The sequence below is a fragment of the Chloroflexia bacterium SDU3-3 genome, assembly GCA_009268125.1.
In the GTDB taxonomy this organism is placed as follows: Bacteria; Chloroflexota; Chloroflexia; order Chloroflexales; family Roseiflexaceae; genus SDU3-3.
The window spans coordinates 1-24,417 of sequence record WBOU01000022.1; the positions used below are offsets into that span (position 1 = coordinate 1).

The window sequence follows — 24,417 nt, forward strand, 5'->3', positions numbered from 1 at the left end:
GTGTCAAACGGGCCATTCGGCTCGGTGTGTGGCGCCTCTGGTTGTTCGGGTTCCGGGCGGCACCGCCGCTCGCAACGAGGCGTACTATAGCACTCCACCGCGATGCTGTCAAATCGGCGCGAGCACATGGCACGCTCTCTGCTAGTCAGTTCCAAATACGCGAAAGGAGTATGCTTTATGTCACATGCAACTGAGCACCAGATGGAGATGGATGTCTCGATGCAGGAATGCATCACCCACTGTCTGAACTGCCACAGCGCCTGCACCCAGACAAGCATCCACTGCCTCAGCATGGGCGGCAAGCACGCCGCGCCGGAGCACATCCGCCTGCTGCAGGATTGCGCCCAGGCCTGCGCCACGAGCGCCGACTTTATGCTGCGCATGTCGCCCTTCCACCCCTCCTTCTGCCAGGCCTGCGCCGATGTGTGCACAGCCTGCGCCGACGACTGCACCCGCCTAGCCGACGGCGACCAGATGATGATGGCCTGCGCCCAGGTGTGCCGCTCGTGCGCGGAGTCATGCGCGCAGATGGCGGCGATGGCATAGCAACCGTGGAGATCGGCAGAGCGCCGCTGGCGAATATCCGCCAGCGGCGCTTTGTGCGCCTATAGGCCATTTGGCGGGTAGCGCCCACCAGCGCCCAGCATATACGCTTTGCCTACCTATGGTTTTATGCATAGCACGAGGAGTAACGCATGACGAAAAGCATTTTAGGTCTTACCTGTTTACTAGCTCTTGGCCTGATCAGCGCCTGTGGGCAGGCTGCCACCGCACCGACGCCAACCGCAGCGCCAGCAGCCAGCGCAGCACCAGCAGCCAGCGCAACACCAGCAGCCACACCAACAGCCGATAGCCACGCCGCAATGGGCGATATGGATATGACCGCGATGCCGGAGATGGCTGCCGCCCCATACGACGCGCAGTTTATCGATAGCATGATCGAGCACCACCAGGGCGCGATCGCCATGGCCAACGAGGCCCTGAAGAGCGCTGAGCACGAGGAGATCAAGACGATGGCGCAGGCCATCATCTCGGCGCAGCAGGAGGAGATCGGCAAAATGCAGGCGTGGCGCACGGAATGGTACCCCGAGCTGGCCAGCACCGGCGGCATGGGTATGTCGATGGGCGATATGCAGGTGGAAAATGATGCGAGCGTGCCGTTCGACCAGCGCTTTATCATCGCGATGATCGCCCACCACCAGGGCGCGATCGCCATGGCCAAGGACGCCCAGCAGCGCGCCGAGCACGCCGAGATCAAGAGCCTTGCCGATGCGATTGTGGCAGCCCAGGAGGGCGAGATCACGCAGATGCAGGGCTGGCAGAAGGCCTGGTACGGCAAGTAGCGCGTAGGCCATTTGGCGGGTGGTATACTCGCCAGCGGCGCGCTACCATGGCGCTACCCTGATGAACAAATGGAGCACACAATGATCCACACATTTGCCGTAAACGATATGAGCTGCAAGGGCTGCGCTGCCAAGATCACCAAGTCGGTAACGGCGCTGGCGGGCGTGACCAACGTGGTGGCCGAGATCCCCACCAAGCTGGTGCACGTGACCGCTGGCGAGGGCGTGACCCCCACGCAGATCAGCGAGGCGATTGGGGCGGCAGGCTACCACGCCGAGGCCCCGGCGGCCAAGAAGGCCAGCGACTGCGGCTGCGGCAACTAGCGCGGCCCATCCAAGAGCGGCGGGGGAGCATTCCTCCGCCGCTTTGCTATGCCGCTGGCACCGGCCAGGGTGCGTAGGCTATTTGGCGGGTATCGCCCGCCGCCCCGCCGCGCTACACTGAGGCTATCAGGAGCACTATTCCAGAGGTTTGGCATATGACAACAAAACATATCACCTTCGCGGTGACGGGGATGACCTGCGCGTCGTGCTCGGGCCGCGTCGAGCGGGCGCTGCGCAAGGCCGAGGGCGTGGTCGAGGCCAACGTTAACCTTGCCACCGAGCAGGCCCATGTCGAGTACGACCCGCAGCAGGCTCAGCCACAGGCCCTCATCGCCACCGTGGAGCGCAGCGGCTACGGCGTGATCACCGAGCAGGTGGAGCTGCCGGTGACGGGGATGACCTGCGCGTCGTGCTCGGGCCGTGTGGAGCGGGCGCTGCGCAAGGCCGAGGGCGTGGTCGAGGCCAACGTCAACCTCGCCACCGAGCGCGCCAGCATCACCTACGCGCCGGGGGTGGCCAGCCTCGACACGCTGCGGGCGGCGGTGGAGAAGGCGGGCTACGGCGTGATCATGCCCGCCGCCGAGAGCGCGCAGGTGGACAGCGAGGCGCAGGCGCGGCAGGCCGAGCTGGATGAGAAGCGCCGCAAGCTGGTGGTGGCGGTGATCTTCACCCTGCCGCTGTTCGTGGTCTCCATGGCCCGCGACCTGGGCTTCATCCAGCCGTGGCTGATCGGCGCGGGTCGCGCCATAGCCGAGCAGATGCCATCGATGCCCATGGATGAGATGATGAAGATGATTCCTGCCCGCGACGATCTGCTCAACTGGATCTTTCTGGCGCTGGCCACGCCGGTGCAGCTCTACAGCGGGCGCAGCTTCTACATCCACGCCTGGAAGGCGCTGCGGGCGCGCACGGCCAACATGGACACCCTGATCGCGCTCGGATCCTCCGCCGCCTACCTCTACAGCCTAGCGGTGCTGCTCGCCGGGATGGCGGGCCATGTCTACTTCGAGACAGCGGCGGTGATCATCACGCTCATCCTGGTGGGCAAGTTCCTAGAGGCGCGGGCCAAGAGCCAGACCGGCGCGGCCATCCGCGCGCTGATCGGGCTGCAGCCCAAGACCGCCCGCGTGCTGCGCGGCGGGGCCGAGGCCGAGGTGCCGCTGGCCGAGGTGCGCGCTGGCGATATCGTGAGCGTGCGGCCCGGCGAGAAGGTGCCAACCGACGGCGTGATCACCATGGGCCAGTCGACCGTGGATGAGAGCATGATCACCGGCGAGAGCATGCCGGTGCAGAAAAACGTGGGCGACAGCGTGATCGGTGCGACGATCAACCGCGCTGGGGCGTTCCAATTCCGGGCCACCCGTGTGGGCAAGGATACAGCGCTGGCGCAGATCGTGCGGCTGGTGCAGGAGGCCCAGGGGTCGAAGGCCCCGGTGCAGCAGCTGGTGGACAAGGTGTCGGCGGTGTTCGTGCCCGTGGTGATCGGCATCGCCGCGCTGACCTTTGTGGCCTGGATGCTCGCCACCGGCGATTTCACCCAGGCCCTGATCTTCGCGGTGGCGGTGCTGGTGATCGCCTGCCCCTGCGCGCTGGGGCTGGCCACCCCGACCGCGATCATGGTCGGCACAGGCACGGGCGCGGCGCACGGCATCCTGATCAAGAACGCCGAGGCGCTGGAGCGCGCCAGCAAGCTGACGACGGTCATCTTCGACAAGACCGGCACGATCACCGAGGGGCGGCCATCCGTCACCGACATGGTTGGGGCCGACGAGGCGCGGCTGCTGCGCCTGGCCGCCAGCGCCGAGCGGGCATCCGAGCACCCGCTGGGCGAGGCGGTGGTGCGCGCCGCCCAGGAGCGCGGCGTGGCGCTGGCCCAGCCCCAGCAGTTCGAGGCGCTGGCCGGGCACGGCATCCAAGCCATGGTCGATGGCGCGGCGGTGCTGGTTGGCTCGCCCCGCCTGATGGCTGAGCGCGGGATCGAGATCGGCGCGCTGCGGGGGGAGATCGAGCGCATGCAGCGCGAGGCCAAGACCGCCGTGGTGGTGTCCGCCGACGGTGCGGCGCTAGGCGCGCTGGGCATCGCCGACACGCTCAAGCCCACATCCGCCGCCGCCATCGACGAGCTGAAGCGGCGCGGCGCGGCGGTGCTGATGCTCACCGGCGACAACCGCGCCACCGCCGAGGCCATCGCGCGGCAGGTGGGGCTGGACGCCGCCGAGGTGCGCGCCGAGGTGCTGCCGGAGATGAAGGCCGCCGAGGTGAAGCGCGCGCAGGAGCAGGGCGCGACCGTGGCCATGGTGGGCGATGGCATCAACGACGCGCCTGCGCTGGCCCAGGCCGATGTGGGCGTGGCCATGGGCGCTGGCACCGACGTGGCCATGGAGACCGCCGACCTCACGCTGCTGCGCGGCGACCTGCGCGCGGTGGCCCAGGCGATCACACTCAGCCAGCGCACCATGGCCACCATCCGCTGGAACCTGTTCTGGGCGTTTATCTACAACGTGATCGGCATCCCGCTGGCGGCTGGCCTGCTCTACGCGCCGCTCGGCATCCAGCTCAGCCCCATGATCGCCGCCGGGGCCATGGCCTGCTCATCGGTGTTCGTGGTGAGCAACTCGCTGCGGCTGCGCGGCGTGCGGCTCTAGTTCTGGCCGCACAACACTTTACACGAATAATGCGCCCTATGCCATTTCTCAGGCATAGGGCGCATTGTTAGAGGATCAACATCCAGCTGAACACACGCAGGCTGTCAAGGCTATAGCTCCAGCGCCTCGACCTGGGCGAGCTGGAGGATGGTGCGCACATCGCGCAGCGGCGACATGCCGAACAGCCGCGCGTACTCGCGGCTGAACTGCGAGAGGCTGCGGTAGCCCACCTGCAGCGCGGCGGCGGTCACATCGGCAGCGCCGCTGAGCATCAGCCGCCGCGCCTCCTGCAGGCGCAGCTGCTTCTGGTACTGCAGCGGCCCCATGGCCGTAAGCGCCTTGAACTTGTGGTGCAGCCCCGACACGCTCATGTTCGAGGCCCGCGCCAGCTCCTCGATGGTGAACGCGCAGTCGTAGTGTCGCTCGATCCAGACAATCGCCTGGGCGATACCGTCGCCCTGCTGCTCGAAGAAGACCTGCTGGAGAAACAGGTGGCCGTAGTCGCCCGAGAGCAGGTGGTAGATAAGCTCCTGCTTGATCAGCGACGCGCGGAACACCGCGCCGCGAGGGCTGGCATCGGCCCGCAGCAGGCGGCAGCACAGGTCAAGCAGCTCGTCATCCGCCCTGCCCACGAACGACCCGATGCTGGGCTGGCCCTCGGGGGGCCGCACCTGCAGGCCCGACTCCGAGAGCACCGCCGCGACCTCGGCGGGGGCTAGGTCGATGCGCAGGCCGATGTAGGGCGTGTGAGCCGACGCGCCGACCACCTGGGCCAGTCCTGGCATGCGGATCACCGAGACCAAGAAGCTGCCCGCCGGACAGTCCACGATCTGCTCGCCGAACTGGATGCGCTTACCGCCTTGCAGGATAAGACAAAAAGACGGCGACAGCACCGATGGGATGGGCGGCGTGGCGCGGGTGTTGCGCACCACGGTAAGAAATGGGATGTTCGTCTTGGCCTTGCCGTCGGCCTTGGTCACGCGCTCGGTCAGCGCGATAGTGGCCGCCAGCCGCTCGCTCAGATCTTCCACAGTGCCACGCCTCTCTTTTTGCCCACGCTCGACCCTGCCCTAGCCCTCCACTCCATTATCGCATAGAACGCCCCGCGCAGCTCTTGCAGCTTTAGGCAAATGAGCGGCAGAAACGGACTAGCCCGCAGCCCCGCCGCCACGTACCATTTCCCTATCGATCATTCATTGACACAAAGCGAGGGTTGACCATGGCCGCACACACACGCAAGCTGGGCACGCAGGGGCTGGAGGTCTCGGGCATCGGGCTGGGCTGCATGCCCATGAGCCAGTCGTACGGGCCAGCTGACGAGCGCGAGTCGATCGCGGCGCTGCACCGCGCCATCGAGCTGGGCTGCAACTTCTTTGATACCGCCCAGGGATACGGGCCGCTCACCAACGAGGAGCTGCTGGGCCGCGCGTTCAAAGGGCGGCGCGCGCAGGCGATCATCGGCACCAAATTTGGCTTCCGCTTCAAGGACGGCAAGCAGGTGGGCACCGAGCGGGCCAGCCGCCCCGAGCACATCCGCGAGGCGGTGGAAGGCTCGCTGCAGCGCCTGCAGACCGACTATATCGACCTGCTCTACCAGCACCGCGTCGACCCCGCCGTGCCGATGGAGGAGGTGGCGGGCACCGTGGGCGAGCTGGTGAAGGAGGGCAAGGTGCGCTTCTTCGGCCTCTCCGAGGCGGGCGTGGCCAACATCCGCCGCGCCCACGCGGTGCACCCCGTCTCGGCGCTGCAGAGCGAGTACTCGCTGTGGGAGCGCAACCTAGAGCCGGAGATCATCCCCGTGCTACGCGAGCTGGGCATCGGCCTCGTGCCATTCGCGCCGCTGGGGCGCGGCTTCCTGACCGGCGCGGTGACGCGCGCCGAGGACTACCCCGAGGGCGACACCCGCCGGATCGACCCGCGCTACCAGGGCGCAAACTTCGACGCCAACATGCGCGCGGCCCAGATCGTCCACCAGATTGCCGCCGAGGTTGGGTGCGCGGCGGGCCAGGTGGCGCTGGCCTGGCTGCTGCACAAGGGCGACGACATCGTGCCCATCCCCGGCACCAAGCGCCGCACGCACCTGGAGGAGAACATGGGCGGCCTGTTGGTGGCGCTCGATGCAGACCAGATGGCGCGGCTCGACCAGGCCATGCCCACGGGCACCATCCTGGGCAACCGCTACCCCGACTGGATCATGGCCACTATCGACCGCTAGAAAGAGGAGGCGGAGATGCGCGAGACGGTGCTGGTGACCGGCGGGAGCGGCTATGTGGCCGAGTGGTGCGTGGTCGAGCTGCTGCGGCAGGGCTACACGGTGCGCACCACCGTGCGAAGCCTAGCCAAGGAACCGCAAGTGCGCGCCCAGATCGGCGCGGCTATCGACCCCGGCGAGCAGCTGCGGTTCTTCGCCGCCGACCTGCTGGATGATGCGGGCTGGGATGCGGCGGTGGCGGGGTGCGACTATGTGCTGCACGTCGCCTCGCCGCTGGATGCGGCGGGCGGCCCCGATGCGCTGATCGCCCCGGCCCGCGATGGCGCGCTGCGCGTGCTGCGCGCCTCGGCCAGGGCGGGCGTGCGGCGCGTGGTGATGACCTCGGCGTGCGCGGCGGCCAGCCCGACGCTCTACACCGACGACAGCATCAGCGACGAGAGCGTATGGACCGACCCCAACGACACCCGGATCAGCGCCTATCGAAAGTCGAAGACGCTGGCCGAGCTAGCCGCCTGGAAGTATATCGAGGAAGAGGCGCGGGGACAGACCGAGCTAAGTACCATCCTGCCCGGCGCGGTCTTCGGGCCGGTGCTCTCGGCGGCGCATATCGGCACCGCCCAGGTCATCCAGCGCATCATGCGCGGCAGCGCGCTGGGCGTGCCGCGCATCGGCTTCGAGGTGGTGGATGTGCGCGACCTCGCCGACATCCACATCCGGGCCATGACCCACCCGCACGCGGCGGGCCAGCGCTTCATCGCTGTGAGCGAGTTCATGTGGATGAGCGAGATCGCGGGCGAGCTGCGCGCCCGGCTTGGAGACGCGGCGCGCGGCATCTCGACCCACACGCTGCCCGACATCCTGATCCAGCTGGTGGCACGCTTTGACCGCGACCTGCTGTCGATCACACCCGCGCTGGGCAGGAAGAACCGCCACACGGCAGCCAAGGCACGGCAGCTGCTGGGCTGGCAGCCCCGGTCAGCCCGCGAGACGGTGATAGACTGCGCCCAGAGCCTGATCGGGTGGGGGCAGGGCTAGGCAGGCACGCCAACAGCAAGACAAACTGGCGTAAGCGCGGTAGAGTACGGCCAGCGCAGGCAATGCGCTGCAGAAGCTTCGCATTTCGCTAGGCGATGAAGTGCACCTTTGGAGAAAAGCTACGTTATCCTGCTCAACGGGCCGTCGAGCGCGGGCAAGTCCACGCTGGCCCGCGCCATCCGGGCCACGCTCGACCGGCCCTTCTGGCATATCGCATCCGATCAGTTTGTCGAGGCGGGCATGCTGCCGCCGCGCCGCCCGCACCCGCCGGAGTTCACATGGAAGGAGCAGAGGCCGCGCTTCTTTGCGGCGTTCCACCGCTGCCTGCCCGCCATCCTCAGCGCCGGGAACAGCCTGATTGTCGACCACGTGATCGAGTTCCAGGAGTGGATGGACGAGCTGGTCGACCTGCTCGCGCCCTACGACGTGTTCTTTGTGGGCGTGCGCTGCCCGCTGGAGGAGCTGGAGCGCCGCGAGCGCGAGCGCGGCGACCGCGCCATCGGCGAGGCGCGCGACCACCTGGCGGTGGTCCACTCCTTCGGCAGCTACGACTTCGAGGTGGACAGCGCGGCGCACAGCGCAGAGGAGAACGCCGCGCAGATCATCGCGGCCTGGCGGCGGCGGGCTAGGCCCTCGGCCTTCGAGCGGATGCGCCGCGCCCAAGGGTGATGCGCCCTAGCCCCGCGCCAAGTACTGATCGGGCTGAGCCAGAAACAGGTCGCGGCAGGCCGGCGAGCAGAACCGGAAGATCCGGCCATCGTGTGTCGCGCCTAGGTCGCCAGGGCCGACGGCCATGCCGCACACGGGGTCGCGGCCATCCTCGCCAGGATAGGGGATGAACACCGCCAGCGCGGTGCCCTGGCCCGGCTGGCTGCGCACATCCAGCGTGCCGCCGGTCAGCTCGGCGCGCTCGCGCATGCCACGCAGGCCCCAGTGGCCCTCGGCGGCGCTGTCGGGCGCGGGCGGGGTGAAGCCCTGGCCGTCATCCACGATGGTGAGGTGCAGCCCATCGGTCGCGTAGCGCAGGCGGATCTCGACACGGCTAGCCCGCGCGTGGCGGGCGATGTTGGCCCAGGCCTCCTGTACGATGCGGAACACGGCCAGCTCGCTCTGCGGGGCCAGCCGCCGCGCCGCGCCCTGCTGGGCCACGCTGGCCTCCACGCCCTGGGCCGGGTGCCGCTGGATGAGCAGCTGCGCCGCAGGCAGCAGGCCCAACTCCTCCAGCGCGGGCGGGCGCAGGTCGCCGATGATCCCGCGCAGGTCGTCCACCAACGCGGTGACGCTGGCGCGGGTCTCGCGCAGCTGCTCGGCGGCATGGTCGGGCGAGCGCTCCATCAGCCGTCCGGCGCGCTCCACGCTGTGGCCCAGCGCGATCAGGCGCTGCACGATGTCGTCGTGCAGCTCGCGGGCCAGGCGGCTGCGCTCGGCCTCCTGGGCAGTGCTGAGCGCGGCGATGTAGGCGTACTGGCGGCGCAGGCCCTGCTCGGTGTGCGTGCCCAGCACGTCGATGGCGCGGCGCAGGTCTTCGAGGGCAGGCTGGCCATCCAGCGGCTGGCCCTGCGCCGCAAAGTCGCCGCGCGTCATGGCCTCGGCCCGCCGCACCAGCTCGCGCAGGGCCTGCGAGCGCACAAGGATGGGCTGCTCATCTTGATGTTCCATTGGGGTTCTCCGAGGGGTGGTGTTGGGTGGGGCTTTTGGCGCTATAGCGCTGCCCCTGGCATGGTGTCGCTTCGCTCTGAAAAAGGCGGCGGTGGCCGCGCTGCTGGCCTATGTGATGATGGCGGTGGTGCTTGGGCGGTGGATGGTATCACTTTTCGGGGATAGTTCCGCGTCGGGCCGAACGTGCGAGTAGTTCCGCTTGGTTGCTGGGTGGATGCCCTGCGCGGGCAGCGCCTAGGGGACTGCCCCTAGGAACCCCGCGAGGGGGTGTAACCCCCTTCGATCCCTCAATTTTGAGCGTTCCTATGCCATCTGCTGGTAGCTGGTGTTTGTGCATATGGCCAGTGTGCACGAGCGGCACCTTCGCCGCATGGGCGGGGTAGGTAGGGTATAGCGCAAGGATGCTTCCACCCGCCCCAGCCGTAGGCAAGGCTTGAAGCCTTGTGCCCCCGCCGCAGCGGGGCGGGCTGGCAGGGCCTGCGGGCTAGTGCCGTGCGGCCTCGCCCATCCGGCGAAGGTGTGCGATGGGGCGGCTGGCCATAATCCCATCCGTAGCGACGAGGCGGCTGCGCACGAGGCAGCGCGATTTTTCCTGCATGCTTCGTCGTGCGCTCACCTGCCTCACTCGTGCGCTCACTCGCCCAGGCGAATGTCGCCGCGCTGGATGGCCGCCGTCACCGCCTCGGTGCGCGAGGCCACGCCCAGCTTGGCGTAGATATTGGCCAGGTGGTTCTGCACCGTGCGGTCGCTGATCGCCAGCTCGGCGGCGATCTGCTTGTTGGTGAGGCCGCGCGCCGCCAGCCGCAGCACCCCCAGCTCGCGCTCGGTCAGGTCGGCGGCGCTGCGCTGGGGGTGCTGGGCCACGATCTGGGCCACGGCGGGGTCGATCATGCGCTGGCCCGCCGCCACGGCCCGCACCGCCCGCACGATATCGCGGCTCTCCGCTGTCTTCAGCACATAGCCGCTGGCCCCCGCATCCAGCAGGCCCGACACGTAGGGCGGGTCGGCGTAGGCGGTGAGCGCCAGCACGCGCACGGCGGGCGCGGCGGCGCAGATCTGGCGGGTGGCCTCCACGCCCGACAGCTCGGGCATGGCGATATCCATCACCACCACATCGGGGCGCAGCGCCAGGGCCAGGTCCACCGCCTCGTGGCCGTCGCGAGCCTCGCCCACCACGGCGATATCCGGCTCGTCGGTCAGCAGCTCGCGGATGCCCTTGCGCACCACCCCGTGGTCATCGGCTATCACCACCCGGATCGCCATAGCTGCCCCCTAGCTGTTCAGCGCCGCAAGCTGCATCAGCAGAGGCAGGCTACCCTCGAACTTCAGCTTGCCGGTCAGGAAGGCCATCTGGCCATTGAGCCTGCCGCTCATCATGGCCAGATAGTCGTCGGCGGCCATGCGCAGCGTCACCTCGGGATCATCGGCGCCGCCAAATACCAGGCTGCCCTGCATCGGCTCGCCGTCCGGCTGGGCCAGCTCCAGCGTCACCTTGCCGCGAAAGCCCTTGAGCAGGTCGATCTTGCGCTTCTGGTAGTAGTAGAAGGGGTGGGCCATACCGACATCCAGGCCAGCTCGCCACTCATCCACATTGGCGAAGATCTGCATGTCGCTGTCGAGGATACCGCCGGGCACCACGCTGAGCGCCCCCTGGGCCACCCGCAGGCCGTAGGTGCCGCCCTCGGCCCCGGCCACGTGGTAGGTGGTGGTGAAATCGGGCTGCGCGGCGATCTCCGGCCCCGCCTCGCGCAGCATGCGCTCGAACACCTGCTGGACCTCATTCTCATAGTACTGCGAGACAACGGACATGTGGCTCTTCCTTCTGCTACAAAAAGGGAAAACGCGCATCACGGCGCGTCAAGCGTCTCCACCACCAGCGTCTGCTGGATCGGCTCGTCGGGCGGCAGCGTGACGATCATCGCCAGCCCGCGCCCAGCGGGCAGCGGCACACTCAGGTCGAAGGGGGCCGACTGCTGCGGCTGGATGCTGGTGGCCCCGCCGCCACCGATGGTGTAGGTCACGCCCGCGCTGTCGCGAAAGGTGAAGGCGGTGGTCGGCACATCCAGCGGCTGCGCGGCGGTGTTGGTGATCGTGCCGCGCACCTTCACATTGCCGCCATCGCGGGCCAGAGCGCTCACCTCCACGCGGGCGCGCGCGCCGCTGGCCACCGGCGTGAGCGCGGGCACCGCCGCGCCGCTGGCGAAGCGGTCGCCCAGGCTCTTGAGCGCGGCCTGGGCGTCGGGCGGCAGCTGCGGCAGGCTCACCTGGGGCAGGCTGCCCGCTGCGGGCGGCGCGCTTGGGTCGGTCGGCTGCGGGCGGAAGGTGTCTACCAGGGCCTGGTTGTTGACCGCACCGCCCACATACTGCCCGATCAGCACCAGCGCGATAGCCACCAGCACGCCGATCAGCCAGAACGGCGGCGAGAAGCGCGGATTCTCCATACCCCCTCCTACGCGGCACCGCTCTGGCCAGCCGCCGGGCGCGGGGCCGCGCGGCCCACCAGCGCCAGCCCGATGGCCGAAAGCGCGCCGACCACAAAAAAGGTGAGCCAGGGCAGCGCGGGCAGCGCGATCTGGCCGCCCAGGGTGTAGAGCCAGCCGCCGGCCAGGTTGCCCAGCCCGCCGCCGAACGCCAGCGCCAGCGAGCCAAACCCAAAGTACGATCCCAGCGCCGCCGGGTTGGCCAGCCGCGCCATCACCGTCTGCTGCGAAGGCGCGACCAGCAGGCCGCCCAGCGAGAAGATCGCCACGCAGCCCAGCACAGCGGCGGTGGTGGTGGCCAGCGAGATCAGGCCCAGGCCCACCGCCATCAGGGCCACGCCCACCACCAGCAGCTGCTCGTGGCGCAGCCAGCGCTCGGCCAGCCGCACCAGCGGGTACTGCAGCACGATCGACATCCCCGAGTTCAGCGCGTAGACCCAGCTCACCGCCGACTCGTTGCCGCTTATGGTGGTGGCCACCAGCGGCAGCGAGATCGACATCTGCACCCACATAAACCAGTAGCCCATAAGCATGGCGGTAAACAGCACGAAGGGCCTGTCGCCCACGGCCATGCGCAGACCCTGGGTGGCCATGCCGCCCTCTTGGGCGGCCACCCGCACCGGCGGCAGGAGGAAAATACTGATCAGCAGGCACACCACGAAGCAGGCCGTGGCCCCGTAGGCCACCAGCGCGAAGTCATAGGGCAGCAGCCACGCGCCCACCGCCGGACCGATCGTCATGCCCAGCCCGCTCACCACGCCCATGATCGCGTAGTAGCGGCTGCGGGTCTCTGGCTCGGTCAGCGCCGCGATCGCCGCCGACTTCGGCGAGTCGAACAGCGCGCCGCCCAGCGCGGCCAGCACCCCCGACAGCATCAGCAAGGGAAAGGTGGTAGCATGCGCCATCATCGCAAAGCCCACCACGCGGATGGCAATACCAATACAGATCAGGATCTTGGCCCCGAAGCGGTCGGCCAGCATGCCGCCAAACACCGTCAGGCCCTGCTGAGTCAGCTGACGCACCGCCAGCACCAGGCCGATCAGCGCTGCGTTCCAGCCCAGACCCTGCACATAGTGCACCGAGATCATGGGGATGACCATAAAGAAGCCACCCCACATAAAGAAGGTGTCGATCAGCACCGAGATCAGGCCGCGACGCCGTGCCGCGGGAGAAAGCGTGGCCATGTTGCGCTATACCTACCACTAGATTGTGCCGATTCAGCACAGGTGGCCAGTATACCATGGTGGGGGATGCGCCCGGAGGCGCGGGAGGGGAATGAGACGCGAGCGGCGGACAGGCCTAGGGGCCACGCCCGCCACCCTATAGCGGTAAAGGGCATCTTCCGTGGATGCCATGGGGTCTGTAGCAGGCAAACCTCCCCTGGTTGGTCGCTCTTGCCCAGCCGTAAGGCGAGCAGTGGATCAACCGCAACCGTACGCCGATAAAAAGAATGAGAGAAAGCCACGCATCTTCGACGGCGTAGGGCCACTGCGGGTAGGCAACGAAGGATGAAAGACAGCACTATTCCCTATTCACATGCGGTTTCTACCACATAGGGTTGCTCCTTTACACTTTCTCAACCTTTGTGTACTCAGACAGTGTTGCCAAAGATCAAAAAAATACACGCGCCTTTTAATGTATACTGTTGGCACGTTTGTGGTTGGGAGAGAAAACAATGGAGCCATCCGACGAGGCGTTGCTACAATCCTGCCGCCTCGGCGATGCCGATGCATGGGAACAGCTTGTTCAGCGCTACCAGCGCTTAGTCTATACCATCCCACGCCGCGCTGGCCTCGGCGAAGATCTAGCAGCCGAGGTGTTCCAGCGTGTTTTTGCCCTCCTAGTGCAAAAGATCGGCACGATCGAGCAGCCCGAGCGGATCAGCGCGTGGCTCACCACCGTAGCCAAACGCGAGACATGGCGGGTCATCCAGCAAGAGCAGCGCGCCCTTACATCCCACATCGCTCTCGGGGATGATGAAGAAAATGGCGAGATCATCATCGCCGACACGGCCCTACCCGATGATCAGGTCACGCAGATCGAAGAGCAGCACCAGATCCGGCTCGCGATCCAGACCCTGGGGGAGCGCTGCACCAAGCTGCTGACCATGCTCTACTATCAGGATGAGACCCCGGCCTACACCGAAATTGCAGCCACGCTGGGCATCAGCACGGGCAGCATTGGGCCAACGCGCGCCCGCTGCCTTGAGAAACTGCGCCGCAAGCTTGAGGAAATGGGGTTTGAGTAGCCCGCAGGCCACAGAGTACACCGCGCCGCATGTCAAGCACGCCGCCCGCATGTATTTTTTCAGCCTGGCGCCACACTGTCCTTAGTAGAATTCATGGCTATTGGAGTAGATAACATGAGTGGCGCATCCGCACGGTGTACCTTTGAGCAACTTGTGGCCCTTGCCGAAGGGCAATATCCGCCCGAGGAGCGTGCCGTGCTGCGTGCGCGCGCGCTGGCTTTCCCAAAAGATGCGGTGACGCTTGCATGGCTCGAGCGCGTCATCACGCACATACGCGACGACCAGAGCCTCAGCGCACCGCCCGAGGTGGTAGCGCGCGCCGCACGGCTGCTGCGCCCGCTGGCCCCGCCGCGTGCCCCCAGCCTGCGCGAGCGCGTCAGCGCCGCGCTGCGCTTCGACAGCAGGCTTCAGCCCGCCTTCGGGGTGCGCTCGGGGTTTGCCAGCACCCGCCAGCTGCTGTTCAACGCTGGCATGCACGACATCGACCTGCGCATCGCCCCGAGCGGCGGCAGCTGGACCATCTCCGGCCAGGTGCTTGGCCCCGAGGGGCCGGGCAGCGTGGCGCTGGAGCTGGCGGGCACCCGCTGGGAGGCCAAGCTCAACGATCTGGCCGAGTTTGAGCTGCCGCCGATCGCCGCAGGCACCTACACGCTCAGCCTTGAGCTTGAAGATGCCGAGATTGTCATCGACCGCCTGCACATCGAAGGCTAACCATGGAACGGCGTGCCCTAGCCGAACACCTCGTCAGCGCAGACACGGCGACACGCTACCTCATCTTGGCAGAATGTGTCGCCGATATTGATGTCCAGCTCGCCTGGGAGATCAAGACGATCTACGACGATGCGAAGGTATCGGACGCGCGCCGAGCGATTGCATGCGTGGATACGCTGCGCGCTGCGGCCAATCTCACAAACTCACCAACCATTGCAGCATATGTTCGATGGGTTGAAGGGATGGTTGCGCTCCACCTTGAAGGCCAGGCCGAGCAGAGCCTTCAGCTTCTCGATCAAACAATCGAAGACTTCAAGCAGCAACAGCTTCCACTGCTGGCAAGCTACACGCAGTTCAGCCGGATGCATGCCCTTGCCATCCTTGGAAGATATGATGAGGCGATCGCCTGCGGATTAGAAACCCGCACGATACTCTTGGAGCAGAACGACCTGATCTCGGTCGGCAAGATCGAACAGAACCTTGGCAATACCTACGGAAGACGCGGGCAATATGTCGAGGCGGAGCAATTTTTCCTCCTAGCCCGCGACCACTTCATTGAGGCAGGGCAACACCGGAAAATCGCTGGTGTTGAGAGCAACCTAGCAAATATCCTCGCCTCTCAATGTCGGCTCAAGGAGGCAGCAGATTTCTGCGAGCAGGCCCTCACTCGACTCGATAAAAATGAGGAGGGTGAAATCCATGCCTCTATTGAAGAAAACCTTGGCTGGCTAGCGCTCCTCCAAGGCCAGTACCATCGCGCGCTTGACTACCTCGGACGCTCGCGCAGGCTGTATGCTTCTTTTGGAACCCATGGTTCAGCAATCGCAGAACTCGGTATCGCCGATACCTATCTCAACCTAAACCTCACCTATGAGGCTGAATCTATCTATGTAAGGGCAGAGCAGATATTTACCGAGCGCGGAATGATCGGCGAGCTGGCAAATACCTGGGCCAACCATGCCCGTGCGTGCCTTGCCGTGAGTCGGCTTGCCGAGGCTCACACCCTTGCCCAAAAAGCTAGTAATGCGTACCTTGCCGAAGGGAATTCGGTGGGCAGCGCCGAAGTTGCGCTAGTGAGCGCACAGATCCTCTATGAACAGCACGAATATAGCCAAGCCTATGATGCGGCTGCGCAGGCAGAAGGGGCGCTGCTTGCGACCAATGTGATCGGAAAGATGCTGCTGGCCAGATGGGTGCGTGGCCAATGTGCAACCGCCCTCGGCCTGCCTACCGAAGCCGAAGAGATATTTACGACAACCCTAACCCAGGCAGAACAGCAACCGCTGCCGGAAATCGTGCGACTATGCATTACATCTCTCGGCATGCTTGCCATGAAAGTAGGAGAGATTGACCGTGCCCAAACCCTGTTCCAACGCGCAATTAGCCTGATTGAGACCATACGCGCTCCGCTACCAACCGATGAACTACGTAGCGCTTTCTTATTAAATAAACTGACGCCCTATATTGAGTTGGCTCGCCTCGCGCTAGGTGAGGCTGGTACGCAGAATATTGAACTCGCTTTTCAGACCATCGAACAAGCACGTTCACGTGCGCTCTTGGACATGGTGGGAGGATCAATTCAAATGCAGATCCAACCTAGCAATGTTGAAGAGCAACAAATGGTTGCAAAAATCGAGCAGCTATCCACCGAGCTAGGTTGGATCTATAGCCAACTGAGTCTACCAGCTGATGATGGATATGATCGCCTCTATAAGGATGCCCAAATCCGCGAGATGCAGATGCTTGATCTTATGCGTCAGCTGCGGCAGGGTAACCTTAGCAAAGCAGCACCATATCACACCGTAAGCCTAGATGTGTTCCAAAAATCGCTACCTGATAACACCGTCTTAATCGAATATTTTGTTATCAACGATGAGATCATCGCACTCCTTATTGACAAAGACCATACTACGGTTTATCGTAATATTGCTCAACAACAACAGATCGAAGCTGTTGTCCGGCAGTTCCATTTTCAGATCGATACACTACGCTATGGATCATCACGACTTCAGGCACATATTGCACAGCTAGAGCATAGGACAAAATCACATCTTCAGAATCTCTATGATTTATTGCTCAGACCATTTACAAATCACCTAAATACAAAGCATATTATAATTGCACCTTATCATACGCTACATTATGTTCCATTCCACGCGCTCCATGATGGCAAGCAATATCTCATCGAGCGCTGCGAGATCTCATACACGCTCAGCGCAACTTTACTCTATCGTAGTAGGGAGGCCTGGCAGTGCCCTGATGGAGATACCTTATTACTGGGCGCATCTGATGCAAATGCACCTCACATAAATGAAGAGCTTCTATCTCTGCATCAGATCCTACCAAATAGCCAACTGCTCATGGAAGAAGCTGCAACATTAACAAACCTTCGCAAGTATGCAGCCCAGTCCAAAATCATTCATATTGCAAGCCATGGTATTTTCCGCCCAGATAACCCGCTTTTCTCGGCGATACAGCTGGCTGATGGATGGCTAACAGTCCACGATATCTATGAGCTCAATCTTCAAGGCAGTCTTGTCGCATTGAGCGCATGTGAAACAGGCGTGAGTTTCATCGCCTCAGGAGATGAGCTGCTCGGGCTTATCCGAGGGTTCTTTGCCGCTGGTGCAGAGCGATTGCTGGCAAGTTTGTGGGTTGCTGATGATATCGCCACCACGAACCTTATGCGATCGTTTTATACCAATCTTATCAATGGCCATTCTCCAACCACAGCACTACGTAATGCTCAACTTGCTACCTTAAAAGAGCATGCTCACCCATTTTTCTGGGCTAGCTTTGTTCTTATAGGTGGGTATTAAACGATCAATATTCTACAAAGCTCGAATGAAGCACAAGGAAGGAGAGGTCTTCATCATCGATGCATCTCAAGGTAGGTATTAAGATCAGATGTATCTATTAAAAATACATCTGCCTATCCCTTCTCAATAGTAGCGTATATAAAAGGAACAAATTCATGAAACTCAAAACCCTGGTCGCTAGCATCGCCGTTGCTCTGGCTCTGTTCGCAAACTTCGTGTCCGTGCAGCCCACCTTCGCCGGCGAGAGCACTTCCACGCCCAACCCGGTCGTGCCAGCGTCCTCGCCTAATGGCTTTGTTTGGGAGTGCTAGTCTAACAGCGCATGCGTCCATTGTGCCCATCAATCGCATAATTGACGAAAGAGAGGCCTCGCAGGTACACCTGCGAGGCCTCTGCTTTGCTTGCCTACAGCGCCAGCGCGCGGGCCGCGCAGAAATAGCTGGCCATCGCTGGGTCGGCGGAGAGGTCGAAGCGGGTGGGGTCGCCCGCGCGCAGCCCGGCCATGGGCATGAGCCGCGCGGTGAGCGGCTTGCGGTAGGTGGCCGAGAGCGTGGCGACCTCGGCCAGCACCTGGGCAATGGCGGGGGCGCTGGCGTCGCCAGGCAGCGGGATGGTGTCTAGGCCAGTGCCGCACACCGCGCTGAAGGCTAGCAGGTCGCGCAGGGTGTAGCGGCCTTCGTCGCAGCGCTGGGCCAGCACGGTGTCCTCCAGCACGGGCAGCATCACCCCGCTGAAGCCTAGGCGCGTGACCTGGGCCGCCTGGATGGCGGCGGTGAGGGCGCGCACCGCCGCCATGGTGCCCCATGCCCCGAAGGGCACGCCGCTGATCGCCTCGATGGCCGCGCCCACGCTGGTCTCGTCGCCAGGGCGGGGCGCGAGCGACCAGTCGCAGCCAGCGTAGCGCACCCCGGTCTGGCCCGCCAGGTCGCCCAGGGCGGCGCGGATGCCCGCGTCGTGGCGCTCGATCAGGGCGGTGAGCTGGGCCATGGCCTGGCGCGAGGCCGCGCCCAGCGCCGCAGGCGGCTGGCCCGGCGCAGGCAGGCCGCGCACAGCCTCGCGGGCCAGCGCCGAGGCCTCTGGCCCGATGGCCAGCCAGGGGTCGCCCCGGTCGTGGTAGGAGGCGGGCAGGAAGGGCGAGCCGGGGCCAACGTTGGCCAGCGCAGCGAAGCGCATATTGCCGAAGCCATCGGGCGAGAGCTGGGCGAGCGCCACCATGGCCTCGGCGGCGGCGCGCAGGTGCTCGGGCAGCACCTGGCCGTCGGGGGTGACGATCTGGGCCGATGCGAAGACCGCCTGGGTCGAGCCGATCACCTCGGCGGCGGCGGCCAGCCGATCGCCCTCTAGCGGGCCGAGCGACACAAAGCCAAAGCCGTGCTCTAGGGCCAGCTCCTCGGCCCCACGGGCGATGGTAGCCATATCGCCACACACATTCGATGCCAGCGAAAGCGCCAGCCGCATGTTCTGGACCACATAGCCCGCGTCCTCCAGCCTGGCCCGCGCCAGCCGCGCCGCCGCAGCGGCCTGGGCCAGCGAGTCCTCCCTCGCGCCCACCGTGATCGTGCGGATCTGCATGATCCTCTCCCTTTCCTCGCGCGTGCCGCGCTGATCAAGCCTGCTCATCATTATCGCGTAGCGCGGCTCCGCCCCCGGCGGGATGAAGCCGCCAGCATGCGGTGCTACAATCGCGGCGTACCCGCCCGCAGAGCAAAGAAGCACGTTATGTACAGCCGAACCAAGACCAAGATCGACCACTCGACGCTGAGCCAGATCGTCGCATCGGCATTTGGCCCCGACCGCCACCTCGCGCAGAGCCGCGAGCTGACCGATGGCTACTTCAACGCCGCGTACCTGCTGGAGCTGAGCGACGGCCAGCGCGCCGTGCTGAAGGCCGCGCCGCCCGCCGATGTGCGGGTGATGCGCTACGAGCACCAGCTGATGCGCGCCGAGGCCGCGGCCATGGGCCTAGCCCACGCCCGCACCAGCGCGCCAGTGCCCGCCGTGCTAGCCTTCGACACCAGCCACCACCTGCTGGGCCAGGACTACCTGATCATGTCGTTCGTGCCGGGCACGCCGCTAAACAAGATCAAGGCCGAGCTTTCGCCTGAGGCGGTGGCGGGGGTGGAGCGCCAAATCGGCGGCTTCCTAGCGCAGATGCACCGGATCGCCGGGCCAGGCTTCGGCCCGATGACCGGCGTGCCCGCGCCGATGCCCACCTGGGGCGCGGCCTTCTACGCGATGATGGATGATATTCTAACCGATGGCGAGGAGATGGGGGTGGCGCTGCCGCGCGCCGCCGCCGACATCCGCGCGCTAGTGGCGCGCCACGCGCCGCTGCTGGATGCCGTGCGCACGCCCAGCCTAGTGCACTGGGATCTGTGGGACGGCAATATCTTCTACGACCAACAGCTGGGGCAGGTGACGGGCCTGATCGACTTTGAGCGGGCGATGTGGGCCGACCCGCTGATCGAGAACCAGTTCTTCTGCCATAGCGAGTCGGATGCCTTCGCGGAGGGCTACGGCGCGCGGCTGCTGGCCGACGAGGCGGCCCACACACGCCGCGATCTCTACGACATCCACCTGCTGCTCATCCTGATCGTCGAGCCGGCCTTCCGGCAGTATGAGGACAACGGGCTGGAGCTGTGGGCGCGTGAGCAGATCGACGGCGTGTTCAGGCGTATGGGCATGTAGCGCGGGCGGCGCGGCCCGACCGTGGGTGGTGCTTGCGGTCGGGCTGCGCTGGCGACGCTTTATGGCCTCACGAGCAGTGTAACCTTGTTCCTCGGTCACTTCCCCCGCTTCCTCGGTCTCTTCCCTCTCTTCCCCCGTCAATCTACGCATTGTTTTATGATGCATGAGGTCAATATACATATGTTCTCTAGAACAATGGCAGTAAGTGCTATGCATGATGGCGGTTGCTCATGGTTAGTGGGTGCGTGCCCTGCGCGGGCGGCGCCTAGGGGCGCACCTTCACCGTATGGGCCAGGTGGGGATGGCTGGCTTTTCACCATTTCCTAGTGCCTTTTATTCCCTTGGTGTCTTGGTGTCTTGGTGGTGAAAATCTTCATGCCTCGCGCCTTCGTGGTGAATCGGCCCCTTGGTGTCTTGGTGGTAAACATCTTCGTGCCTTCGCGTCTTCGTGGTGAATCGGTCCCTTGGTGTCTTGGTGGTGAACATCTCGCGCCTTGCGGCGGCAAGATCGCTGGGCTATAATTCCCCCACACGCGCACATTGAGAATGCCCACTGCCTATGCACCTCTTCAGCCCGCTGAGTATCGGCCCGACGCGACTCCCGAACCGGATTGTGTTTGCCGGGCTGCCAAGCGGCCACGCGAGCAGAGATGGCAGCATCTCGCCCGCCTTCACCGCGTTCTACGCCGCGCGGGCCGCAGGTGGTGCGGGCGCGGTGGTGCTCGAATCGGCCTGGCCGCTCGCGCCGAGCGCGCAGACCATCCCCCACCTCGGACTCTACCACGACCGACAGATAGCAGATCTCGGAAGCTGTATCGAGCGTATCCATAGCGCGGGCAGCTGCGCGCTGGTGCAGATCGACCAGCCGATCGTGATCGCCAGCCTCTCCGACGAGGGGCTGGGCCAGATCAGCAAGGCCTGGATCGCAGCGGCACAGCGGGCCTGCAGCGCCGGGGCCGACGGCGTGCTGCTCTCGTGCGTGGACGGCGGGCCGTTCCAGCAGCTGCTCTCGCCGCTGACCAACCAGCGCGCGGGCCGCTTCGGCGGGCCGCTGGACCGGCGCATGCAGCTGCTGCAGGACACCGTGGAGCGCATGCACGCCCGCTTCAGCGCGCGCATGGTGGTGGGGCTGCGGCTGCTGGTCGAGGAGTTCACCCCCGGCGGCGTGACGCTGCAGGACGCGCGGGTGATCGCCCGCCGCATGAGCATCGCCGGGGCCAGGCTGGTGGAGGTGTTCGCACCCACGGTGGGCGCGGTGCCCATGGCCTACTTCCCCGGCTGGCGCACCCCGCTGGCGGCGGCCATCCGCGCCGTGGTGGATGTGCCGGTGATGGTGGGCGACCTGAACGACGACCCCGAGTTCGCCAACAGCGTGCTGGCCGACCGCTGCGCCGACCTCGTGTGCATGGGCGAGGTGCTGCGCGACGACGCGGCATGGCCCAAGCGCGCGCGGGCCGCGCTCTTCCCCGATGGGCGGGAGTAAGACGGGCAGCGCCGCCCCCACGTGAACCATAGATCTACCTTACAGAAAGGCTAGCGATGACAACCTACGAGCACCGCCTCCCCAACGGCATGCTGGTGCTGCTGCGCGAGTCGCACGCCGCGCCCGTGGCCACCTGCTGGGTGTGGTACCGCGTCGGCTCGCGCAACGAGGTGCCCGGCACCACCGGCATCTCGCACTGGGTCGAGCATATGCTGTTCAAGGGCACGCCCACCATCGCCAAGGGCGAGATGGACCGCCTGATCGCCCGCAACGGCGGCACCTTCAACGGCTTCACATCCTACGACTACACCGCCTACTACGAGACCCTGCCCTCGGACAAGATCGAGCTGGGCCTGCAGATCGAGTCGGACCGCATGATGAACTCGCTGTTCGACCCCGAGGAGGTGGAGAGCGAGCGCACCGTGATCATCTCCGAGCGCGAGGGCCACGAGAACGACCCCGAGTGGTGGCTCGGCTCGGCCATGATGACCTCGGCCTACCAGTACCACCCCTACCGCAACGAGATCATCGGCTGGAAGAGCGACCTGCTGGCCATGACCCGCGACGAGCTGTACCAGCACTACCAGAGCTACTATATGCCCAACAACGCCGTGCTGGTGGTGGTGGGCGACTTCGACCACGCCGAGATGCTGGCCAAGATCGAGCGCTACTTCGCGCACCTGCCCGCAGGCCCGGCGCTGCCCGCCGTGCGCGCCGTGGAGCCGGAGCAGCAGGGCGAGCGCCGCGTGGTCATCCGCCGCCCCGGCGCGGCGCAGTATGTGCAGGTGGCCTACCACGCCGTGGACTGCCGCCACGCCGACTTCGCCCCGCTGATCGTGCTGGACGCGGTGCTCTCGGGCGCGAAGGGCCTGGGCTTCGGCGGCGGCGCGCAGACCAACCGCAGCGCCCGCATCTACCGCGCCCTGGTCGAGACCCAGATCGCATCCTACGCGGGCAGCGGCTTCCGGCCCTCGTTCGACCCCGGCCTGTTCGAGCTAGACGCCACCGTGCAGGAGCCGAACACCTGCGAGGATGTCGAGCGCGCCCTGGTGGCCGAGGTCGAGCGCGTGCGCGCCGAGGGCGTCTCGCCCGCCGAGGTGGCCAAGGCGATCAAGCAGACCCGGGCGCAGATCGCCTACTCCAGCGAGAGCGTGACCCAGCAGGCGCTCCAGCTGGGCATGTGGGAGCTGCTGGACAGCTACAAGCGGCTCGACACCATCCTGGATGAGGTGGCCGCCGTCACCCCCGAGGATGTGCAGCGCGTGGCCCAGACCTACCTGCACGAGAACAACCGCACGGTGGGCTACTTCATCCCCACCGAGGACGAAGCGGGCGAGGCCGAGGACGAGGCCTAGCCAGATCCGGTGTCCAGTGCGACACCTTCAAAGGAGCCAGAGCATGACAACTCCCCCAGGGGGCGACGCAATAGAGACGGCCACGCGGCACGTGCTGCCAAACGGCATGGTGGCGCTCATCCAGCGCAACCCGGCCAGCACCACCGTGAGCGTGCGCGGCGAGGTGCGGGCGGGCGCGGTGCACGAGGCCGCCGAGAAGAACGGGCTGGCCGTGTTCACCGGCGCGTCGCTCATACGCGGCACCCAGCGCCGCAGCTTCCAGCAGATCGTAGCCGAGACCGAGGAGCGCGGCTGCAGCGTGAACGCGGGCGGCGGCCAGCACGCCAGCGGCTTCGGCGGGCGGGCGCTGGCCGAGGATCTGCCGCTCATCCTTGAGGTGCTGGCCGAGATGCTGTCGCAGCCGATCTTCCCCGCACAGGAGATCGAGCGGCTGCGCGGCCAGTTTCTGACCGGCCTGCGCGAGAGCGAGCAGGAGACCCGCACCCAGGCGTCGCGGGCCATCCGCCAGATGCTCTTCCCGCCCGAGCACCCCTACAGCCGCCTGAGCAGCGGCACCATCGCCAGCATCGAGAAGCTGACCCGCGACGATCTGGTGGCCTTCCACCGCAACTACCACCCCGCCGCCACCACGATCGCGATCGTGGGCGACGTGCAGCCGCAGGCCGTGGTGGAGCTGCTGGAGCAGAGCTTCGGGCACTGGGAGCCGCTGGGCCAGCCGCCCACGCTGGCGCTGCCCCAGCCCACGCCAATCAGCGGCATCGAGCGACGCGACATCGCGCTGCCCGGCAAGAGCCAGACCGACGTGATCTGGGCGGTCCACGGCATCGCCCGCACCGACCCCGACTTCTACACGGCCAGCGTGGCCAACATGATCCTGGGCCGGATCGGCATGGGCGGGCGGCTGGGCGACAATGTGCGCGAGCAGCAGGGCCTGGCCTACTACTGCGGCAGCAGCCTAGAGGCCGACATGGGCGCTGGCCCGTGGGTGGCGCTGGCGGGCGTGAACCCGGCGGATGTGGAGAAGGCGATCAGCGCCATGGTCCACGAGATCGCTCGCTTCGCCGCCGAAGGCCCCACCGACGAGGAGCTGGCCGATGCCCGCGACTACATGACCGGCAGCACCGTGCTGGGCCTGGAGACCAACGACGGCATCGCGGGCACGCTGCTGGGCATCGAGCGCTACAGCCTGGGGCTGGACTACATCCGCCGCTACCCGGAGATCATCCGCTCGATCAGCGCTGAGCAGATCGTGGACGTGACGCGCAAGTACCTCTCCACCAGCAGCTACGCGGTGGTGACGGCGGGGCCTGCGATCGCGGGCTAAGAAAACCTTTACCACCAAGACTCCAAGGCCCCAAGTTTCGGAGGAGCCGTGTTTTCGATGAGGGTGGACACAAGATCCGCCTTCATCCAAA

General features: G+C 65.7%; 21 protein-coding genes. 14 read left to right on the forward strand and 7 right to left on the reverse strand.

The genetic code is table 11. The features are described 5' to 3' along the window. Positions 1-177 precede the first annotated feature (177 nt). From F8S13_24920 to F8S13_24935, 4 genes are all read left to right on the forward strand, one after another. Entirely contained in the window at positions 178-546 is a 369-nt protein-coding gene (locus tag F8S13_24920) for a four-helix bundle copper-binding protein (protein ID KAB8140093.1), read from the forward strand. A 149-nt stretch (positions 547-695) separates the two neighbouring features. Further along, positions 696-1,343 carry a DUF305 domain-containing protein gene (locus F8S13_24925; GenBank protein KAB8140094.1) on the forward strand — a complete coding sequence of 216 codons (648 nt, stop codon included), beginning with the start codon at positions 696-698 and terminating at the stop codon, positions 1,341-1,343. A 69-nt stretch (positions 1,344-1,412) separates the two neighbouring features. Beyond that, the gene (locus F8S13_24930) at positions 1,413-1,667 is read left to right on the forward strand and encodes a heavy-metal-associated domain-containing protein (protein ID KAB8140095.1); all 255 of its coding nucleotides are present in this window, start codon (positions 1,413-1,415) and stop codon (positions 1,665-1,667) included. A 155-nt stretch (positions 1,668-1,822) separates the two neighbouring features. Beyond that, positions 1,823-4,312, forward strand: coding sequence for a copper-translocating P-type ATPase (locus tag F8S13_24935; protein ID KAB8140096.1), 2,490 nt, complete (start codon positions 1,823-1,825; stop codon positions 4,310-4,312). Positions 4,313-4,422: 110 nt separating this feature from the next. Here the strand turns inward: F8S13_24935 and F8S13_24940 are convergent, their stop codons facing one another. Beyond that, positions 4,423-5,334 (reverse strand): AraC family transcriptional regulator, encoded by a 912-nt coding sequence (locus F8S13_24940; GenBank protein ID KAB8140171.1) that lies wholly within the window; start codon positions 5,332-5,334, stop codon positions 4,423-4,425. A gap of 197 nt (positions 5,335-5,531) precedes the next feature. On the opposite strand from F8S13_24940, the gene F8S13_24945 reads away from it, so the two are divergent. The 3 genes from F8S13_24945 (at position 5,532) to F8S13_24955 (ending at position 8,228) form a co-directional block, all read left to right on the forward strand. Continuing rightward, complete coding sequence (locus tag F8S13_24945) at positions 5,532-6,527, forward strand: aldo/keto reductase (protein KAB8140097.1); 996 nt, start codon at positions 5,532-5,534, stop codon at positions 6,525-6,527. Positions 6,528-6,542: 15 nt separating this feature from the next. Further along, entirely contained in the window at positions 6,543-7,559 is a 1,017-nt protein-coding gene (locus F8S13_24950) for an NAD-dependent epimerase/dehydratase family protein (protein ID KAB8140098.1), read from the forward strand. A gap of 108 nt (positions 7,560-7,667) precedes the next feature. Beyond that, complete coding sequence (locus F8S13_24955; protein KAB8140099.1) at positions 7,668-8,228, forward strand: AAA family ATPase; 561 nt, start codon at positions 7,668-7,670, stop codon at positions 8,226-8,228. 6 nt (positions 8,229-8,234) lie between these two features. Here F8S13_24955 and F8S13_24960 read toward each other — a convergent pair whose 3' ends face one another. The 5 genes from F8S13_24960 to F8S13_24980 form a co-directional block, all read right to left on the reverse strand. After that, positions 8,235-9,218 carry a YHS domain-containing protein gene (locus F8S13_24960; protein ID KAB8140100.1) on the reverse strand — a complete coding sequence of 328 codons (984 nt, stop codon included), beginning with the start codon at positions 9,216-9,218 and terminating at the stop codon, positions 8,235-8,237. Between the two features lie 633 nt (positions 9,219-9,851). Continuing rightward, positions 9,852-10,481: a response regulator transcription factor gene (locus F8S13_24965; GenBank protein ID KAB8140101.1), complete on the reverse strand. Its 630-nt coding sequence runs from the start codon at positions 10,479-10,481 to the stop codon at positions 9,852-9,854. A 9-nt stretch (positions 10,482-10,490) separates the two neighbouring features. Next, a complete protein-coding gene (locus F8S13_24970) occupies positions 10,491-11,066 on the reverse strand; it encodes an SCP2 sterol-binding domain-containing protein (GenBank protein KAB8140102.1) in 576 nt (191 codons plus the stop codon). Beyond that, complete coding sequence (locus F8S13_24975; GenBank protein ID KAB8140103.1) at positions 11,066-11,659, reverse strand: hypothetical protein; 594 nt, start codon at positions 11,657-11,659, stop codon at positions 11,066-11,068. The genes F8S13_24970 and F8S13_24975 overlap by 1 nt, the downstream gene beginning before the upstream one ends. 8 nt (positions 11,660-11,667) lie before the next feature. Then, positions 11,668-12,882: an MFS transporter gene (locus F8S13_24980; GenBank protein KAB8140104.1), complete on the reverse strand. Its 1,215-nt coding sequence runs from the start codon at positions 12,880-12,882 to the stop codon at positions 11,668-11,670. A gap of 491 nt (positions 12,883-13,373) precedes the next feature. Here F8S13_24980 and F8S13_24985 point away from each other — a divergent pair, with 491 nt between their 5' ends. From F8S13_24985 to F8S13_24995, 3 genes are all read left to right on the forward strand, one after another. Beyond that, the gene (locus tag F8S13_24985) at positions 13,374-13,946 is read left to right on the forward strand and encodes a sigma-70 family RNA polymerase sigma factor (protein KAB8140105.1); all 573 of its coding nucleotides are present in this window, start codon (positions 13,374-13,376) and stop codon (positions 13,944-13,946) included. A gap of 195 nt (positions 13,947-14,141) precedes the next feature. Continuing rightward, complete coding sequence (locus tag F8S13_24990; GenBank protein KAB8140106.1) at positions 14,142-14,657, forward strand: hypothetical protein; 516 nt, start codon at positions 14,142-14,144, stop codon at positions 14,655-14,657. 2 nt (positions 14,658-14,659) lie between these two features. Beyond that, positions 14,660-17,476, forward strand: coding sequence for a CHAT domain-containing protein (locus F8S13_24995; protein KAB8140107.1), 2,817 nt, complete (start codon positions 14,660-14,662; stop codon positions 17,474-17,476). A 405-nt stretch (positions 17,477-17,881) separates the two neighbouring features. On the opposite strand, the gene F8S13_25000 is transcribed toward F8S13_24995, so the two are convergent. Beyond that, positions 17,882-19,048 carry a DUF711 family protein gene (locus F8S13_25000; GenBank protein KAB8140108.1) on the reverse strand — a complete coding sequence of 389 codons (1,167 nt, stop codon included), beginning with the start codon at positions 19,046-19,048 and terminating at the stop codon, positions 17,882-17,884. Positions 19,049-19,144: 96 nt separating this feature from the next. Between F8S13_25000 and F8S13_25005 the strand changes: the two genes are divergently transcribed. The 4 genes from F8S13_25005 (at position 19,145) to F8S13_25020 (ending at position 24,326) form a co-directional block, all read left to right on the forward strand. Continuing rightward, positions 19,145-20,164: an aminoglycoside phosphotransferase family protein gene (locus tag F8S13_25005; GenBank protein KAB8140109.1), complete on the forward strand. Its 1,020-nt coding sequence runs from the start codon at positions 19,145-19,147 to the stop codon at positions 20,162-20,164. A 559-nt stretch (positions 20,165-20,723) separates the two neighbouring features. Beyond that, on the forward strand, positions 20,724-21,647 hold the full coding sequence (locus F8S13_25010; protein ID KAB8140110.1) for a hypothetical protein: 924 nt from the start codon (positions 20,724-20,726) through the stop codon (positions 21,645-21,647). A gap of 56 nt (positions 21,648-21,703) precedes the next feature. Further along, entirely contained in the window at positions 21,704-23,002 is a 1,299-nt protein-coding gene (locus F8S13_25015; protein KAB8140111.1) for an insulinase family protein, read from the forward strand. A 43-nt stretch (positions 23,003-23,045) separates the two neighbouring features. After that, positions 23,046-24,326, forward strand: a complete 1,281-nt coding sequence (locus F8S13_25020; protein ID KAB8140112.1) for an insulinase family protein — start codon at positions 23,046-23,048, stop codon at positions 24,324-24,326. Positions 24,327-24,417 lie beyond the last annotated feature (91 nt).

Excerpts from the sequence above, each read along its gene's own strand:
- F8S13_24995 (KAB8140107.1), top strand. The coding sequence starts at position 14,660 with ATGGAACGGCGTGCCCTAGCCGAACACCTCGTCAGCGCAGACACGGCG.
- F8S13_24985 (KAB8140105.1), top strand. The coding sequence starts at position 13,374 with ATGGAGCCATCCGACGAGGCGTTGCTACAATCCTGCCGCCTCGGCGAT.
- F8S13_24950 (KAB8140098.1), top strand. The coding sequence starts at position 6,543 with ATGCGCGAGACGGTGCTGGTGACCGGCGGGAGCGGCTATGTGGCCGAG.
- F8S13_24965 (KAB8140101.1), bottom strand. The coding sequence starts at position 10,481 with ATGGCGATCCGGGTGGTGATAGCCGATGACCACGGGGTGGTGCGCAAG.
- F8S13_25010 (KAB8140110.1), top strand. The coding sequence starts at position 20,724 with ATGCACCTCTTCAGCCCGCTGAGTATCGGCCCGACGCGACTCCCGAAC.
- F8S13_25000 (KAB8140108.1), bottom strand. The coding sequence starts at position 19,048 with ATGCAGATCCGCACGATCACGGTGGGCGCGAGGGAGGACTCGCTGGCC.
- F8S13_24945 (KAB8140097.1), top strand. The coding sequence starts at position 5,532 with ATGGCCGCACACACACGCAAGCTGGGCACGCAGGGGCTGGAGGTCTCG.
- F8S13_24920 (KAB8140093.1), top strand. The coding sequence starts at position 178 with ATGTCACATGCAACTGAGCACCAGATGGAGATGGATGTCTCGATGCAG.
- F8S13_24960 (KAB8140100.1), bottom strand. The coding sequence starts at position 9,218 with ATGGAACATCAAGATGAGCAGCCCATCCTTGTGCGCTCGCAGGCCCTG.
- F8S13_24935 (KAB8140096.1), top strand. The coding sequence starts at position 1,823 with ATGACAACAAAACATATCACCTTCGCGGTGACGGGGATGACCTGCGCG.
- F8S13_25015 (KAB8140111.1), top strand. The coding sequence starts at position 21,704 with ATGACAACCTACGAGCACCGCCTCCCCAACGGCATGCTGGTGCTGCTG.
- F8S13_24970 (KAB8140102.1), bottom strand. The coding sequence starts at position 11,066 with ATGCGCGTTTTCCCTTTTTGTAGCAGAAGGAAGAGCCACATGTCCGTT.
- F8S13_25020 (KAB8140112.1), top strand. The coding sequence starts at position 23,046 with ATGACAACTCCCCCAGGGGGCGACGCAATAGAGACGGCCACGCGGCAC.
- F8S13_24930 (KAB8140095.1), top strand. The coding sequence starts at position 1,413 with ATGGAGCACACAATGATCCACACATTTGCCGTAAACGATATGAGCTGC.
- F8S13_24980 (KAB8140104.1), bottom strand. The coding sequence starts at position 12,882 with ATGGCCACGCTTTCTCCCGCGGCACGGCGTCGCGGCCTGATCTCGGTG.
- F8S13_24975 (KAB8140103.1), bottom strand. The coding sequence starts at position 11,659 with ATGGAGAATCCGCGCTTCTCGCCGCCGTTCTGGCTGATCGGCGTGCTG.
- F8S13_24925 (KAB8140094.1), top strand. The coding sequence starts at position 696 with ATGACGAAAAGCATTTTAGGTCTTACCTGTTTACTAGCTCTTGGCCTG.
- F8S13_25005 (KAB8140109.1), top strand. The coding sequence starts at position 19,145 with ATGCGGTGCTACAATCGCGGCGTACCCGCCCGCAGAGCAAAGAAGCAC.